Annotated in this window: 14 protein-coding genes and 3 pseudogenes; 7 read left to right on the top strand and 10 right to left on the bottom strand. The window is 72.5% G+C overall.

Annotation, left to right across the window (positions count from 1 at the left end):
* Nucleotides 1-81 precede the first annotated feature (81 nt).
* Complete coding sequence (locus C1703_RS02435) at nt 82-591, top strand: MarR family transcriptional regulator (protein ID WP_114250314.1); 510 nt, start codon at nt 82-84, stop codon at nt 589-591.
* A 302-nt stretch (nt 592-893) separates the two neighbouring features.
* Here C1703_RS02435 and C1703_RS02430 read toward each other — a convergent pair whose 3' ends face one another.
* From C1703_RS02430 to C1703_RS39525, 6 genes and pseudogenes are all read right to left on the bottom strand, one after another.
* Nucleotides 894-2,648 carry a SpoIIE family protein phosphatase gene (locus C1703_RS02430; RefSeq protein WP_114250313.1) on the bottom strand — a complete coding sequence of 585 codons (1,755 nt, stop codon included), beginning with the start codon at nt 2,646-2,648 and terminating at the stop codon, nt 894-896.
* Complete coding sequence (locus C1703_RS02425; protein WP_114250312.1) at nt 2,632-3,705, bottom strand: SpoIIE family protein phosphatase; 1,074 nt, start codon at nt 3,703-3,705, stop codon at nt 2,632-2,634. The genes C1703_RS02430 and C1703_RS02425 overlap by 17 nt, the downstream gene beginning before the upstream one ends.
* Entirely contained in the window at nt 3,702-4,148 is a 447-nt protein-coding gene (locus C1703_RS02420) for an anti-sigma regulatory factor (RefSeq protein WP_114250311.1), read from the bottom strand. The genes C1703_RS02425 and C1703_RS02420 overlap by 4 nt, the downstream gene beginning before the upstream one ends.
* Complete coding sequence (locus tag C1703_RS02415) at nt 4,132-4,557, bottom strand: STAS domain-containing protein (protein WP_114250310.1); 426 nt, start codon at nt 4,555-4,557, stop codon at nt 4,132-4,134. Before C1703_RS02415 ends, C1703_RS02420 begins: the two co-directional genes overlap by 17 nt.
* Nucleotides 4,554-5,453: an STAS domain-containing protein gene (locus C1703_RS02410; protein ID WP_114250309.1), complete on the bottom strand. Its 900-nt coding sequence runs from the start codon at nt 5,451-5,453 to the stop codon at nt 4,554-4,556. Before C1703_RS02410 ends, C1703_RS02415 begins: the two co-directional genes overlap by 4 nt.
* A 150-nt stretch (nt 5,454-5,603) precedes the next feature.
* A pseudogene (locus C1703_RS39525) lies at nt 5,604-5,756 on the bottom strand (phosphatase); the annotation flags it as partial.
* A gap of 142 nt (nt 5,757-5,898) precedes the next feature.
* Here C1703_RS39525 and C1703_RS02400 point away from each other — a divergent pair.
* The 5 genes from C1703_RS02400 (at nt 5,899) to msrA (ending at nt 9,688) form a co-directional block, all read left to right on the top strand.
* Nucleotides 5,899-6,384, top strand: a complete 486-nt coding sequence (locus C1703_RS02400; protein ID WP_114250308.1) for a MarR family transcriptional regulator — start codon at nt 5,899-5,901, stop codon at nt 6,382-6,384.
* A gap of 255 nt (nt 6,385-6,639) precedes the next feature.
* Nucleotides 6,640-7,431: an RNA polymerase sigma factor SigF gene (locus C1703_RS02395; RefSeq protein ID WP_343236391.1), complete on the top strand. Its 792-nt coding sequence runs from the start codon at nt 6,640-6,642 to the stop codon at nt 7,429-7,431.
* 80 nt (nt 7,432-7,511) lie between these two features.
* Nucleotides 7,512-8,129, top strand: coding sequence for a TOPRIM nucleotidyl transferase/hydrolase domain-containing protein (locus tag C1703_RS02390; protein ID WP_114250306.1), 618 nt, complete (start codon nt 7,512-7,514; stop codon nt 8,127-8,129).
* Between the two features lie 117 nt (nt 8,130-8,246).
* Nucleotides 8,247-9,047 (top strand): GNAT family N-acetyltransferase, encoded by an 801-nt coding sequence (locus C1703_RS02385; protein ID WP_198678061.1) that lies wholly within the window; start codon nt 8,247-8,249, stop codon nt 9,045-9,047.
* Between the two features lie 125 nt (nt 9,048-9,172).
* Nucleotides 9,173-9,688 (top strand): peptide-methionine (S)-S-oxide reductase MsrA, encoded by a 516-nt coding sequence (gene msrA, locus C1703_RS02380; protein WP_114250304.1) that lies wholly within the window; start codon nt 9,173-9,175, stop codon nt 9,686-9,688.
* Between the two features lie 201 nt (nt 9,689-9,889).
* On the opposite strand, the gene C1703_RS02375 is transcribed toward msrA, so the two are convergent.
* From C1703_RS02375 to C1703_RS02365, 3 genes and pseudogenes are all read right to left on the bottom strand, one after another.
* Nucleotides 9,890-11,518 carry an ABC-F family ATP-binding cassette domain-containing protein gene (locus C1703_RS02375; RefSeq protein WP_114257248.1) on the bottom strand — a complete coding sequence of 543 codons (1,629 nt, stop codon included), beginning with the start codon at nt 11,516-11,518 and terminating at the stop codon, nt 9,890-9,892.
* 138 nt (nt 11,519-11,656) lie between these two features.
* A pseudogene (locus tag C1703_RS02370) lies at nt 11,657-11,975 on the bottom strand (ABC transporter ATP-binding protein); the annotation flags it as partial.
* 270 nt (nt 11,976-12,245) lie between these two features.
* Nucleotides 12,246-13,478, bottom strand: coding sequence for a cytochrome P450 (locus C1703_RS02365; RefSeq protein WP_114250303.1), 1,233 nt, complete (start codon nt 13,476-13,478; stop codon nt 12,246-12,248).
* A 151-nt stretch (nt 13,479-13,629) separates the two neighbouring features.
* Between C1703_RS02365 and C1703_RS02360 the strand changes: the two genes are divergently transcribed.
* Nucleotides 13,630-14,169 (top strand): AAA family ATPase, encoded by a 540-nt coding sequence (locus C1703_RS02360; protein ID WP_114250302.1) that lies wholly within the window; start codon nt 13,630-13,632, stop codon nt 14,167-14,169.
* 71 nt (nt 14,170-14,240) lie between these two features.
* Here the strand turns inward: C1703_RS02360 and C1703_RS02355 are convergent.
* Nucleotides 14,241-14,582: pseudogene (locus C1703_RS02355) on the bottom strand (kinase); the annotation flags it as partial.
* Between the last annotated feature and the right edge of the window lie 55 nt (nt 14,583-14,637).

The following is a 14,637-nucleotide window of genomic DNA, read 5'->3' as shown; positions in this document are numbered from 1 at the left end:
ACTGCGGATCTCCGGGTACCGCGATGGGGGGGGGGAGGGGGAGCCCCGCACTCCCCGGAGCTCACTGAGAGAGATGCGCCCGTGACCCGTCTCGTCGGCCCTCGCGACGACGATGCGCAGGGACCAGGCGATGGTCCGGAGGCCATCGCCCGGGACATCGCCGACGCCGTGGAGAGCCTGGCCAACCTGTGGGCGCTGTCCACGCAGGAGGCTGCCCTGAGGCTGTCCCTGCACCAGTTGCGGGCTCTGCGTGCTCTGGGAGCGGCCTCCGAACTGAACCTCACCGCGCTGGCGGAGCGCTTGGACATAGGGCTTCCCACGGCCAGCCGGTTGTGTGACCGGCTCGAGGCTGCCGGTCTGCTGGAACGGGCGCTGCATCCGCACAAGCGTCGCGAGGTACGGCTGAGCCTCACCCCGCAGGGCCTGGATGTGCTCAGGGAGATCGCCGCACGTCGCGCCCGGGCGCTGGCGGTGGCGCTGGGGGCGATGGAGCCGGATGAGCGTGTCGCTCTCAGCCGTGGGATGAAGGCGTTTCTCGCAGCCCAGGCAGCCCAGCAGGAAGTACTCCCGCGTGCGTCGGATGCCGATTGAAGCGACAGGCCGTGCTGGGCGCAGATGGCCTGGTCGGCGAGGCATGCCTGGTCGGTGAGGCCCATGCCGTCGGTGACGGTGAGGGTCCGGTGGTCGGCGCTGGTGGACCAGTCGAAGTTGCCGCCCCCGATGGCGTGGGCGGGCTCGAGGTGGGCCCGATGACGTACTCCTGGCGGGCGCACCCCCGGCCGGATCCCGGGTGACCTCGACGACCGGTGCCTGGGTGGTGAAGGCACGCCCCGCCGGGCCCCGCATGAGGTGGAGCGGCGCGCAGCAGGACCGACTCCGGATGAGCCGCGCGGTCACGGGGAGTGGGGGAGGCCGTGGCGGGCAGCCTCCGGGGCGGTGCGGCACAGCAGCAGGCAGACGTCGTCATCGCGTTCCGAGTCATGGATCACCGATTTGAGCAGCGACTCCGCCGCCGTGTCCAGGTCATGCTCCAGTTCGGTGGCGCTGAGTGCGGCCAGGGCGTGGGAGAGCCGGACGATGCCCGGGTCGATGCCCTCGGTTCGGCGTTCGACCAGTCCGTCGGTGTAGAGGGCGAGTGTCGAGCCGGGCGGGAGGGCGACGGTGTGGTCCTCGTACGCGTAGGGCATGGGTACGCCCAGCATGATCCCGGGCTTGGTCTCCAGCACTCGGACGGTGCCGTCGGTCTCGCGCACCAGGGCGGGCGGGTGGCCGGCGGCCGCCCAGACGACGGTGGGGTCGCCGGGGCGGAAGCGGGCGATGACGGCGGTCGCGTACAGCTCGTGCTGCTGGTGGCGGAGCATGCGGTGCAGGCGGGTGAGGATGCCCGCCGGGGTGTCGCTCTCGAGGGCGTAGGCGCGCAGCGCGGTGCGCAGTTGTCCCATCATGACGGCCGCGCGCAGGCCGTGACCGGTGACGTCTCCCACGACGGCCAGCAGGCTGCCGTCGGACTGGACGAAGGCGTCGTACCAGTCGCCGCCGATGTTCAGTCCGCGTGTGGCGGGCAGGTAGCGGGCTGCCAGGAACAGCTCCGGGGTGGTGGGCAGTTCGGTGAGCTGGGCCCGCTGGAGGGCTTCGGCGGTGTCGCGGTGCTGCTCGTAGCGGCGGGCGTTGTCCAGGGCGATGCCGGTGCGGCGGGCCAGTTCGATCAGCATGACGGCCTCGTCGGGATCGAATCGGGAACCGTGCGCGGTCAGGGTCAGCACGCCCAGGATGCGGTGCCCGGCGAGGGGGACACACAGCAGGGGACGGGTGGGGGCGAGGGCCGAGGGCGGCAGGTCGTCGACGCCGGGCAGACCGCCGGGGTGGGCGGCGGCGTGCTGGGGCCGGCCGGTGCGTGCGGCGGCCACGGCAGCGGCCGGCCGGTGTCCGTGGCGGGTGGTGGGGTCGTCGTCGAAGAGCCAGACGTCGAGGTGGCCGGCGTAGCGGGGGACGAGGAGTTCGGGCAGGCGCCGCAGGATCTCGTCGTGGTGGAGCGACGCGGTCACGGCGTCGCCGGCGTCGGCGAGGAAGGTCAGCAGACTCCGCGCGTTCTCCGCCTGGACTCGTGCGGCCCGTTCGGCGTCGAGCAGCTCGTGCTGGGTCGCGGCGGCGGCTTCCAGCTCGGCGTGCAGGGCCAGGACGCCCTGGTTGGTCTGGTGCAGTTCCTCGCGGTAGGAACGGAGCAGACCTTCCTGCGCGTCGATCCGCTCCAGGAGTTCGGCGGTGTCCTCGTCCGCCGCCAGGAGCGCCTCGGCCATCCCCGCACTGTCGGCCTCGGCCGGACCGCCTGTGTCCACGTCGCCGGTTTCGGGGCACATGAGCGAAAGCCGCCAGTCCGGCTGGTCGCCCTGCGTGTGCCCGGCAGCCGGGCGCACGGTGACCTCGAGGCGCCTGTGGCCGTGGGCGTCGGCCTGATGCAGGCGGAGGAGCAGGTCCGAGGCCGTGCCTTGATCGAGGCACCACCGCAGTTTCCCGGTGACGGCGGCGAGGAACCGGGCGCGCTCGACCAGGGGCACCCCTGCGGCGGCACTGAGCCGGGCCGTGGCCGTCCGGGCGCGGGCCGCGTCGGCGGCCGAGGCGATGGGCCAGATGTCAGGTACGGCGGTCATGGGCGCCTGCCCGGCGGTCGGAGGCCAGGACGGCCACGCTGGTGTCGTCGCGCAGGGGGCGGGCGGCGCTGCCGGCATCGCGCAGGATCGTCGCCGCCACCACCGCCGGGTCATGGCCGAGGAGGTCGGTGTCCTCCGGCGGCGTCCAGCGGCTGGGCAGTCCGTCGCTGTGCAGGACGAGGAGGCTGTCCCGGCTCCACACCAGGTGCTGCACGGGCACCCTGGCGGGGAAATGGGCACCGACGATGCCGGGATGGGAGACCAGCGGCTGCCAGCTGTTCCCGGTGCGCATACGGGCGCCGACGTTGCCCACGCCCGCGAAGCCCAGCCTGCTGGTGTCCGTGTCGAGCTGGGCCACGGCGACAGCGGCGCCCCGGGTGGAGCGCAGTGCCCGGTCCAAGTGCCGCAGGATCTGCTCGGGCGGCAGGTGCGCGCTCCGGCGCAGTTCGTCGACGGCCGCGTCGGATGCCGTGGCGGCCTTGGCGCCGTGCCCCAGGCCGTCGGCGAGCATCAGCGTCAGGCGGGGACCGGAGCGCACCCAGCCGAAGGAGTCACCGGAGTGCTCGGCCTGGGCGAGGGGGGCGTTGATCCCGCCCAGACGGTGGTGGTGCCCGGTCTCCGCCCGGTGGGTGACCGGCTCCTGGTCGATGCGGGCCATGACGACGGTGCCCCGGCCGCGCACGCTGTACAGGTCGAAGGCGCTGGAGATGCGGACGCAGGTGCCCAGGCCCGCGCCGAGGGACGAGGCGGCGGTGGTGCAGCCGTCGCGCAGCGCCGCCGCGACGTCGGGGATGCCCGGGCCGTGGTCGATGGCGACGAGCTGCACCGCGGCGCTGCCGGACCCCGCGTCGGTCGGCGGGCGTTCCAGGAGGTTGATCAGGACGCTGCCGCCGCCGGCGTGCTTGAGCAGGTTGGTGGCCAGCTCCGTGGCGACCAGCGCGGCGATGGCGGTGCGGTGCGGATCCAGGCGGGCACGGGCACTGGCCGCCTCGGCCGCGACGCGGACGTCCCGCACCCGGGTGGAGTCGTGCACGGGGGTGTCCCAGACCCTGCTCATCCGTCGTCCGCGCGGGGGCGGGGCAGGCCGGTGGCCCACGCGGCGATGGTGATGGTGGTGCCATGGCCGGGACAGCTGTCGACGCTGAACTCCTGGACCAGGCGTTTGGCCCCGCTCAGACCCATCCCCAGCCCGTTGCCGGTGGTGTAGCCGTCGGTCATCGCCAGCTCGATGTCGCGGATGCCGGGACCGGCGTCGGTGAAGGCCAGCCGGAGCCCCTGAGCGGAGCCCTGGCGCAGCACGGTCATCTCGACCTGGCCCCCGCCTCCGTGGATGAGGGTGTTGCGGGCCAGCTCGCTGACCGCGGTCACCAGCTTCGTCTGCTGCACCAGCCCGAACCCGAGCTCGGCTGCCACCTGTCTCACCTGCTGCCGCACCCACGCCAGATCGGTGTCCGAGCCGATCGGCAGCCTGCTGGTGCGCGTGTCATGGGAGGTCTGCATGGTGCGCCCTCCGGGGGTGGGGCGGATCGGTGGAGGGGCCGTGCTCAAGCAGGGCCATGGCCCGCTCGACGTCCAGGGCGGTGCGCAGTCCGGGCAGGGTGAGGCCCAGCTCGACGAGGGTGATGGCCACGGCGGGCCGCATTCCGGCCAGCACCGTCCGGGCAGCCATCAGACGGGCGCTGGAAGCGATCTCGGCGAGCACGCGGCCCAGGAACGAGTCGACGATGTCCACACCGGAGATGTCGATGACCACACCCGTCACCCGGCTGTGCGCGATGCGGCGGGTGATGTCGTGCTGGAGCCGCTCGGCCTCGCTGTCGTGCGGTTCCCCCTGCAGGGTGATCAGGAGGGTCTCGCCCAGGGCCAGTACCGGCACCCGGGGGGTGTGGCCCCGCCGCGATCCGGTCACGACAGGCTCGTGCCGACCGGAGCGCGGGCAGCGACCACGATGTCTTGCTGCTGCAACGCGTACGCCAGGGCGTCGGCCAGCGACGACCGGGTGAGCACGGTCCCGAGGTCGATGCCGAGGTGGACGATGGTCTGCGCGATCGCGGGCCGGATGCCGGAGACGACGCACTCGGCGCCCATCAGCCGCGCCGCCGCCACCGTCTTCATCAGGTGCTGGGCGACCAGCGAGTCGACCGTGGGCACGCCCGTGATGTCGAGGATGGCGTACCGGGCGCGCTCGGCGACGATCGCGTCCAGCAGGCTCTCCATGACCACCTGGCTGCGGGCGCTGTCCAGCGTGCCGATCAGCGGGACGGCGACGATGCCGTCCCACAGCTTGATCACCGGGGTGGCCACCTCCATCAACTGCTGGCGCTGCCGTTCGATGAGTTCGTCCCCCTGGCTGAGCGTCGTCTCCATCACGACCAGGCGCAGGGTGCCCATCAGCACGGTCAACGCCAGCACGCACTGCTGCGCCTGGTCGTCGGCCGGATCCGGGAACTCTCCGCGAAGAAGCGTTACGGCCGGCCGGCGCAGGTCGGCGACCTCCCCGGCGACCTCCGCCGGGGTCGAACCGGTGCGGGCCCGGGAGGCGGCCATCCGGCCCAGCTGGTCACGCACCGTCCGGAAGCCGGGCGCCGTGATGTCGTCCAGCCGCCCGGAGGCGGCGACGTCGGACAACGCGTCCACCACGGCCTTGGCCGCCTCCACCGCCTCGTCCCGGGACACGGTGAACACCGTGCGGAAGAGATCGGCGTCGGCCCAGCGCTGGGCGATCTGCTCCCGCCTCGCCCGGAGGAACTCGCCCACCTTCCGCGCCGCCGACTCCGAGACCGCGTCTTGCTCCGACACCTGCATCTTCCCCTCGTACCGGATCTCCCGATGCCCGGCACATGGCAGGCCATCAGACAATTATTGCCGCATGGCAAACATTAGCCCTGGGGGTGCGGAGCAAACAACAGCCGACGGCCAGGCGTGCGGACCTCGTGCGGCCGCGGTCAGCGTCCGTGGTTCTTGGACGCCGAACGCCCGGCCGGCCGGGCTGTTGTGCACCGGAACCGGCTCCAGGGTGTGCGGCAGCGCGGACACCGGCTGAAGCACCGTCAGCCCGTAGTCGGCCCTGAACAACTCGACCGCGTCCGCCTCGTACCGCTCGCTCAGCGCGCGGCGGACCGCGCCGGACGGCCGGCACGCCTCGTTCCGCGCCGAAGCCGTCGGATGCGCTCCGCGCGGATCGTCCGAGTCATCTGCCGCCGGCGCGTGCGCCTTGTACGCTGACAGCCCTCCCCGTGCCTGCGAGAGTGTGACTGTGACTGCCTTCAGCCCCCGCCGAGAGCCGAACGAGGTCGCCCGGGTGACCTCCACGGCCGCGGAGCTGCTGGAGGTCCTGTGGGGACAGGCCTCCACGGCACCCGCCTCCGGGTCCCAGCTGCGCGTGCTGCTCATCCTCGAGCACCAAGAAGGCATCAACCTGCGCACTCTCGCCGACATCCTCGTCTCCACCCCGCCCTCCACCAGCCGGCTGTGCGACCGGCTGCAGGCCGCGGGCTTCGTCGAGCGCGAGATGAGCACGACCGACAGACGTGAGGTGCGGCTGCACCTCAGCGCCCGGGGCCGCGCCTTCCTCGACGACCTGCGCGCACGCAGGGAGAAGGCACTGCGGGCGATCCTCGACCAGATGCCCGCCGCGAAACGGGCAGCCCTGCTCCAGGGGCTGGAGGCGTTCTGCGCCGTGGCGGCGGCCCGGATACACGACGACGCCGAGGATCCGGGCAGGCAGACGGCCTGAACGCCTTGGTGCGCAGCCTCCCTGCCCGCCGTCGGGTACGGACGGTCAGCGACGGAGCGGTCTCCGCCCACCGGAACATTCCAGATCCTTCCCCGTGCACGGCGCTCCGCAGGCATGGAACGGAAGACCTGGGGTAGGCGCGGCGCAGGTCGGTCAGCCAGGCGACTGGGACGGCCGGGGCGAGAGGGAGGGCTTGTGGCAGCGACGACGACACATGTCGAGGCAACGACGGACCCTGGCATCGAACTGCCACACGTGGACGACCCGCAAAAGCTGGCGCCCAAGGACGCCCGGGCGCTGTCCGGACTCTTCCTCGACCGGCTGGCCGTGCTGGAGGAGGGGACCCCCGAGTACCAGTACGCGCGCAACACGCTCATCGAGATGAACATGTCGCTGGTGCGGTTCGCCGCCCGCCGGTTCCGCAGCCACGGCCAGGACATGGAGGACGTCGTCCAGGTCGGGATGATCGGCCTGATCAAGGCCATCGACCGGTTCGAGGTCTCGCGCGAGGTGCAGTTCACCAGCTTCGCCGTGCCGTACATCGTCGGCGAGATCAAGCGGTTCTTCCGCGACACCTCCTGGTCCGTCCACGTGCCGCGGCGCCTGCAGGAGGCGCGCGCGGAGCTGGCGAAGGCCCGCGACGAACTCGGCACGCGCCTGGGCCGCGCCCCCAAAACCTCGGAACTGGCCGCCTTGATGGGCCTGACCGAGGACCAGGTCATCGAAGTCCACATCGCGGCGAACGGCTTCACCGCCGCGTCCCTCGACGCCGCCATCACGAGCGACAGCGAAGACGGCGACGCCACGTTCGCCGCGTTCGTCGGCGAGGAAGACCCCGCCCTGGAACTCGTCGAGGACTTCCAGACCCTGGCGCCGCTCATCGCCGGCCTGGAGGAGAGAGACCGGCGCATCCTCCACATGAGGTTCGTCGAAGAACTCACGCAGGCGCAGATCGGCAAGGAGCTCGGGATCTCCCAGATGCACACCTCGCGGCTCATCAGCCGCATCCTGGCCCGCCTGCGGCAGGGCATGCTCACCACCGCCTGACGGCCGGCCGCGGCGGCCGGCGGTCGTGCGGGGTCGGAAATTCCCTCGCGCCGCGCTGCGGACTGACCGAGACTCGCCTCATGGCTGACATGGGGGAGTTCGGGGACGCGGTCGCCGCGTGGGCGGCGGGAGGCCCCGAGGCCCCCGCGCGGGAACTGGCCACGCGGCTGTCCGTCAGGACGGCCGTCCTGCTCGAAGGGCGCAGCGACGTCGCGGCGGTCAACGCGCTGGCGCAGCGCCGCGGCCGGAACCTGGCGGCCGAAGGGGTCTGCGTCCTGTCGATCGACGGCGCGATGAGCGTCGGGCGCTACGCCCGACTCCTCGGTCCACCGGGCCTGGGCCTCCGCCTCAGGGGACTGTGCGACGAGGCCGAACGTCCCTACTACGCCCGCGGCTTCGACCGGGCCGGTGCGGCGCGGCAGGGCTTCTTCGTCTGCGCGGCGGACCTGGAGGACGAACTCATCCGCGCGCTGGGCGTGCCACGGGTGGAGGAACTCGTCGAGCGGGAAGGCGACCTGCGCCCCCTGCGCACCTTCCTGCGCCAGCCCGCACAGCAGGGCCGCGCCCCGCAGCAGCAGTTCAGGCGCTTCCTCGGCACGAAGAAGGGGCGCAAGATCCACTACGGCCGTGTCCTCGTCGAGGCCCTCGACCCCGACCGCGTGCCCGCCCCGCTCGACGACCTGCTGCGCGGCCTCTGACCCCGAGCCGCAACTCGGTGCCGCCCTGTCTCATGGCGGAGCGCGAACTTCCCGCCCGCACGGACCGTTGTACCGGACGCGGGAGATCGCACACACGACATGACGAGGGGGTCTGCGGTGACAGACTTGACGGCCGCGGTCGAATCGGTGGAACAGCTCTCCACGGTCTGGCGCGCCATGGTGCTCGACCGGGAGGAGAACGCGGACGTACGGGACCTCCCGGGGGTCACCGTCCGCTGGGCCGACTGCCGCTTCGCCTTCTGGAACGCGGTGACACTGACCGACGTCGGCGCGGACCAGGCCTTACTCGAACAGCGCCTCGGCCAGGCGGCGGACATCATGCGCTCCAAGGAACAGCCCGGTTTCCTGTGGCTCTTCGAGGACCTGCTCGCGGACGACGCGCGCGCCGCACTGGACGAGGCGGCGGAGCGCGCGGGCCTGGCCTACGCCTTCCCCGGTACCGGCATGGCCGGCGATCTGCTGCCGATCCCCGCGCCACACCACCCCGACCTGACGTTCGAGCGGGTGACCACCGACGATCAACTGCGGGCCTACGCGGACATCAACTCACGCGCCTACGGCTTCCCCTTGGAGGAGGGCCGCGACGGCATCGTCGGCTCCACGCTGTGGAAGAAGGAGGTCCACGCCTACCTGGCCCTGCGGGACGGCGCCCCGGTCGCCTGCGCGGCGACGGTCGAGGCGGAGGGCCGCCTGTTCGTCGTGCTCGTCGCCACCGAGCCGGACGCGCAGCGCCGGGGCTACGGCGAGGCGGTGACCCGCAAGGCGCTGTACGAGGGCGCCCGCGCCACCGGACTGACCCGCGCCACCCTGCACGCGACGGCCGCCGGCGCGCCCGTGTATCCGCGGATCGGCTTCGCACCGAACTCGCCGCTGCGCTTCTACGGGCTGGCGGGCTGAGCCGCAGAGCACCGTTCCGGCCGTGGGCGAGCCACCACCTGTCAAGATGGTGACAGAGAGTGGGGTCGCCTCTGTGTGCGAGGCTGGTTCCGCGTGGCAGGACGACGGGAGAAAGGTGGTGCGCCATGAGCGACGTCGAGGAGAGGGCGCTGCTGGCGGGTGGCTGCTTCTGGGGCATGCAGGAGCTGATCCGGTCCCTCCCGGGGGTGCTGCGCACCCGGGTGGGCTACAGCGGCGACGACGACAAGCCCCGTCCCACCTACCGTGACCATGGAAACCACGCGGAATCGATCGAGATCGTCTTCGATCCCACGGCCACCGACTACCGCACGATCCTGGAGTACTTCTTCCAGATCCACGACCCCACCACGAAGAACCGGCAGGGCAACGACCTGGGCCCCAGCTACCGCTCCGCCATCTTCTACCTCGACGAGGAGCAGCGCCGCGTCGCCCAGGACACCATCGCCGACGTCGAGGCGTCCGGGCTGTGGCCGGGGCCGGTGGTCACCGAGGTCGTGCCGGCCGGCCCGTTCTGGGAGGCCGAGCCGGAGCACCAGGACTACCTCCAGCGTTACCCGGACGGCTACACCTGCCACTTCCCGCGCCCGAACTGGCGCCTGCCCAAGCGCGCCGAGTCCTGAACACCCGGCGCGGCCGGTGACGATACGCCTGCCTCAGCGCGTCGCCGTGGCGGGCGCCGTCCTCTTGCGTGCGCGGCAGGCGGCCGCCTTGAACCCCGTTCCACCGCCTGCCGGGCGACGGTGGCCAGGTACCACGGCTTGACGAGTGACGGTGGTGTGCCGCACGGAGCCTCACGGCCGCGCCCGCGGCTCCGTCTCCCGTCACTCGCGTGCCGGTTCCAGGCGCAGCTCGCGGCCCTGCCACCGCCGGCGCAGCCAGCGGTCGTGGCTCGCGACCACGATCGCCCCCGGGCCGCTGCCCAGCGCCGCCTCCAGCTCGTCGCACAGGCGCGGCGAGAGGTGGTTGGTGGGCTCGTCGAGCAGCAGCAGGTGCGGCGGTCGGGCCACCAGGAGCGCCAGGGCCAGACGCCGGCGCTGACCCACGGAGAGCTGCCCGACCGGTTTGCCCAGGTCCGCCTCGTGCAGCAGGCCGAGTGAGCCGAGCGGCACCTTCTCCGCCCGCTCCGGGCCGAGCGCCAGCGCGTAGGTGTCGCGGACCGTGCGGTCGAGCCGTTCGAACACGGTGTCCTGGGTGAGCAGCCCCACCGTCAGCCCGGGCCGCCGGCGCACCTCGCCCTCGGCGGGGAGACGTCCGGCGAGCACGGCGAGCAGTGTGGACTTGCCCGCGCCGTTGCCGCCCGTGACCAGCAGCCGGTCGGTCGCCGCCACCTCCACGGCGTCCACCGCGAGCCGGCCGCGCACCCGTACGTCCCGCAGGGCCACCAGCGGCTGTGGTCCCTCCTCCGCCCGCGCCGCCACATCCCCGGCCGCGAAGCTCAGCGGGCGGGGCGGCTCGGCGACCCGGGTGCGCTCCAGGTCCTCCAGCCGCCGGGTGGCGTCGCGGACGCGGCGGGAGATCTGGCTCTGCACCCGGCCCCCTCGGTGGCCGTAGCCCATCTTCTCGTTGTCGCGCGGCCCGCGGTCCGGGGCGACCCGGCGCGCGGTCACCCCCGCCGAGTGGCGCAGTCGCTCCAGCTCCTGCTGTTCCTCGGCGTACCGCCGCTCCCAGCGCTCCCGCTCGGCGCGTTTCTCGGACAGGTAGTCGCTGTAGCCGCCGCCGTGGCGGACCGGGCCGTCCACCGCCGGGTCGAGGTCGATCACATCGGTGCAGACGGCGTCGAGGAAGGCCCGGTCGTGGCTGGCGAGCACCACGGTCCCGGGCAGGCCGCGCAGCTGCTCCTCCAGGAAGGCGGCGGCATCGTCGTCGAGGTGGTTGGTCGGCTCGTCCAGCAGCAGTGCCGGAGGCCGGCGCACGAGCAGCGCGGCCAGGGCCAGACGGGCGCGCTGCCCGCCGGAGAGCGAACCGAGGCTGCGGTCGTGCCCCACCGCGCCGAGGCCCAGGCCGTCCAGCACCAGGGCCGCGCGACGGTCGGCGTCCCAGGATTCCCGGTCCTGGGCCTGCTCCAGCCGCCTGCCGTAGGCGTCGAGGAGTTCCCGGTGGCGGGGATCGTCCTCCGGGACCCGGGCCAGCTCCTCGCCGATCCGGTCCAGCTCCGCGAGGTCCTCGCGGGCCTCACACAGCGCCTCGTCCAGCACGGCGGCGATCGTCGAGTCGGCGTCGTACGGGAGTTCCTGGTGGAGGAAGCCGAGGCCTTCGGGGCGGGTGACGCTTCCCGCGTCGGGTGCGTCCACGCCGGCGAGCACCCGCAGCAGGGTGGACTTGCCGACGCCGTTCTCCCCGATCAGGCCGATGCGGTGGCCGGGGGAGGCGGTCAGGCAGACGCCGTCGAGGACGCGCCGGCCGCCCAGGTGGCGGACGACGTCGTGGGCGAGCAGAGCGGGTCGGGGCATGGGTGTCCGTCCTCCGTGTTCGGTGGTCGGCCCGCCGGGCGTACGGCCTCGGACGCGGGCCACGTGGCACGCCGGCGGGTCACACCGCCGGGCCCCCCGTCTCCTCCAGCGTCCCGTCGGCCGGCCGCGGCCGGTGGTGTTGGTGGGCTCGTCGAGCGGCAACACGTCGGGGCGCTTCAGCAGTTGGGCGGCGAGTCCGAGGGAGACGATCCGGCCGCCGGTTCAGCCTGCGGCCCTGGGCGAGGCTCGTCAGGCCTAGACGGTCGAGCCGGGCGCGGGTGCGCTCCTCGATGTCCCACTCCTCGCCGACGTCCGGCAGCGTGCTCTTGTCGGAGCCGTTGGGGGCGACCAGGCCCGTACGGCCGGTGGTGACGGTGAGGGACAGGTCGTCGAAGACCGGGGTGTCGTCGGGCCGGACGAAGGAGAGGTGCGAGCAGACGATGGCGGCATCGGACATGGAGGCGACCTCGAAGGAACTGAGGGCAGACAGGGCTCTGCCCCGGCAGACGTGGGAAAAGGAGGTACGACGAACCGGCCACGTCGGCCGCGCTCCACGGCGCGCCGGTGGCCTCAGCTCCGGATCTCACCCGGAGATGTCGTCTTCACCCACCACGTCTGTGACTCCTCGATGCACGGTCAATGCCGTCGCCAGCGTAACAGCGCGCCGCTGGCACGCAGGGAGGATTTCAGACAGGGGCGTGCGCCCGAACGCTTCGGGCCCGGGCCGTCAGCCGACGCGGTAGCGCACCGGCAGGGACAGCACACCCCGGATGATCCCGGAGCCGATCCAGTCGAGCGAGTCGACCGGGGCGGCGAGTTCGAGTTCCGGGACGCGGGACAGCAGGGTGCGCAGGGCGATGTCCGTCTCCAGCCGGGCGAGGGGCGCGCCCAGGCAGTAGTGGATGCCGTGTCCGAAGGCGAGATGACGGGCGCCCGGCCGCGTCACGTCGAGAACGGCGGGGTCGTCGCCCACGGCCTGCGGGGCGTCGTGCCCGGCCGATCCGAGCGCCACGACGATCATGCTCCCCCGGGGGATCGCCACCCCGCCCAACTCCAGGTCCTGCGACGCGTAGCGGCTGGTGGAGCGTTCGACCGAGGTGTCATGGCGCAGGAACTCCTCCACGGCGCCGGGCATCAGCCCGGGCCGCTCACGCAACAGCTCCAGCTGCTCGGGGTGTTGCAGGAGGGCCAGCACGGCGTTGCCCAGCAGGTTCACCGTGCTTTCGTGGCCGGCGACGACCAGCATCATGGCCGTCCCCACCAGTTCCTCCTCGGAGAGCCGGCCGTCCTCCTCGTCGCGTACGGCGACCAGGGCGGACAGCAGGTCGTCCTGGGGGCGGCGGCGCTTCTCCGCGACCAGGTCGGCCAGCAGCCCGTGCAGACCGGCCAGCGCCGGACGGTGCTCGGGTGAGGCCACCCGGAGCGCCTGCCCCGACCAGCGGCGGAAGTCGAGGTGGTGCTCCCGGGGGATGCCGAGGAGTTCGGCGATGACCGTGGCGGGCAGCGGGGCGTTGAAGGCCTCGACGAGGTCGGCCTCGCCCGACGGCGGCAACGCGTCGATCAGGTCGTGGGCGATCTGCTCGACGCGCGGGGCGAGTTCGGCTGTGCGGCGGGGGGTGAAGGCGGCCGAGGCCAGTCGGCGCAGCCGGGTGTGCTCGGGCGGGTCGGCCTCCATCATCTGCGCCCCGAGTCCCACCTTGGGCTGGTGGAGGACGTAGCCGGCGGCGGCCAGGGCCTCGGCGGCGGGTGTGGCGTCCTTGAGCAGAGCGGGGTGGGTCAGCGCCTCCCGGGCCAGGTCGTAGCCGACGACCACCCAGCCCTTCAGGCCCAGATGGAACTCGGCCGGGTGAATGGGTCCCAGCTGCCGCAGCCGCGCGTACCGCGCGGGGGCGTCCGCCTTGAAGGCGGGATCGATGACCACCCTGCCGTCCTGGTAGGGGCATGGCTGCTGCAGGCTCATGGAGCGTCTCTCCCGTTCTGGGTGATCGCGCGGACCGCATGACGCGGGTTCACAGACGGCCTCTGGCTACGCTAACCACCTGTGACGGGCGCGGTACGGCGAACGGCGGGGCCGAGACCGGTTGTTCGGCGACCGGGCAGGGAGGAAAGCGTTGATCGTCTGGGTGAACGGTGCGTTCGGCAGCGGGAAGACGACGCTCGTGGACGAGTTGCGTGCCCACTGGCCCGAGGCGCTGGTCTTCGACCCGGAATGGGTCGGCTTCGTGCTGCGGCAGATCGTGGAGGTGCCGACCGGCGACTTCCAGGACCTCCGCCTGTGGCGCCGCCAGGTCACCGACCTCGCGATCGGCCTGGTCGAGGAGTACGACCGCCCGGTCCTGGTCCCGATGACTTTGGTCGACCCCGGGTATGTCGCTGAGATCTTCGGGGCGTTGAAGGACGCGGGCGTCGGCGTTCATCACTTCTTCCTCAAGGTCTCGCGACAGGTCCTGGAGGAACGGATCGACGGGCGGAGCTTCACACCGGACGACCCCGCGCAGGACGAACGGGTCCGGCGCTGGTGCAAGGACAGAATCGCGCCGTGCGTCGCCGCGGCCGACACGCTGCCCGGGGACACGGTGTTCCTCGACGGTGAGCTGACTCCGCGGCGACTGGCCGAGCAAGTGCTGGCCCTGGTCCGAGCCGGTGCCTGATCGGTCGGTGGACGCGCTCGTTGCCCGAGCCGGGGGGCATGCCCCACGCATGAACGCCGAATGATGCTCGGTCAGCGGTCCAGGGCGGGCAGGTGGGTCAGGCCGGTGTCGGACATGATGCGGTCGACGGTCTCGTGCAGGGCGCTGTCGGCCCCGATGACGGTCTCGTGCCCGTCGGGGAGCAGGTCGCGCGGGCGGTACCAGTCGCGCAGCTGCGTCTCGGTGACGTCGTCGGCGATGGGCTTCGTGGCATGCCGGGCGAGGGTTTCGTCGAACGGCACGTCCAGGTAGTAGCCGTGGGTCGGGCCGCGGTGGTCGGTCCGCAGCCGGGCCAGCATGTCGCCGTAGTGGTCGGCGTAGAGGAGGCCTTCGACCACGACGTGGTACCCGGCGTCCAGGGCGTAGCGTGCCGTCTGCCCCCATGCATGCCCACATGCTGCCCGCACGGCCCATCGGAAGGGACTTCTC

The sequence above is a fragment of the Streptomyces sp. Go-475 genome (genome assembly GCF_003330845.1).
Lineage (GTDB): Bacteria > Actinomycetota > Actinomycetes > Streptomycetales > Streptomycetaceae > Streptomyces.
The sequence above is the reverse complement of the archived record's forward strand: the minus strand, read 5'-3'. Positions and strand labels throughout refer to the sequence as shown.

Bases quoted from the DNA above. Each gene is read 5' to 3' on its own strand.
- C1703_RS02390 (WP_114250306.1), top strand. From the start codon at position 7,512: ATGGCTGACATGGGGGAGTTCGGGGACGCGGTCGCCGCGTGGGCGGCG.
- C1703_RS02375 (WP_114257248.1), bottom strand. From the start codon at position 11,518: ATGCCCCGACCCGCTCTGCTCGCCCACGACGTCGTCCGCCACCTGGGC.
- C1703_RS02420 (WP_114250311.1), bottom strand. From the start codon at position 4,148: ATGCAGACCTCCCATGACACGCGCACCAGCAGGCTGCCGATCGGCTCG.
- C1703_RS02425 (WP_114250312.1), bottom strand. From the start codon at position 3,705: ATGAGCAGGGTCTGGGACACCCCCGTGCACGACTCCACCCGGGTGCGG.
- C1703_RS02365 (WP_114250303.1), bottom strand. From the start codon at position 13,478: ATGAGCCTGCAGCAGCCATGCCCCTACCAGGACGGCAGGGTGGTCATC.
- C1703_RS02430 (WP_114250313.1), bottom strand. From the start codon at position 2,648: ATGACCGCCGTACCTGACATCTGGCCCATCGCCTCGGCCGCCGACGCG.
- msrA (WP_114250304.1), top strand. From the start codon at position 9,173: ATGAGCGACGTCGAGGAGAGGGCGCTGCTGGCGGGTGGCTGCTTCTGG.
- C1703_RS02410 (WP_114250309.1), bottom strand. From the start codon at position 5,453: ATGCAGGTGTCGGAGCAAGACGCGGTCTCGGAGTCGGCGGCGCGGAAG.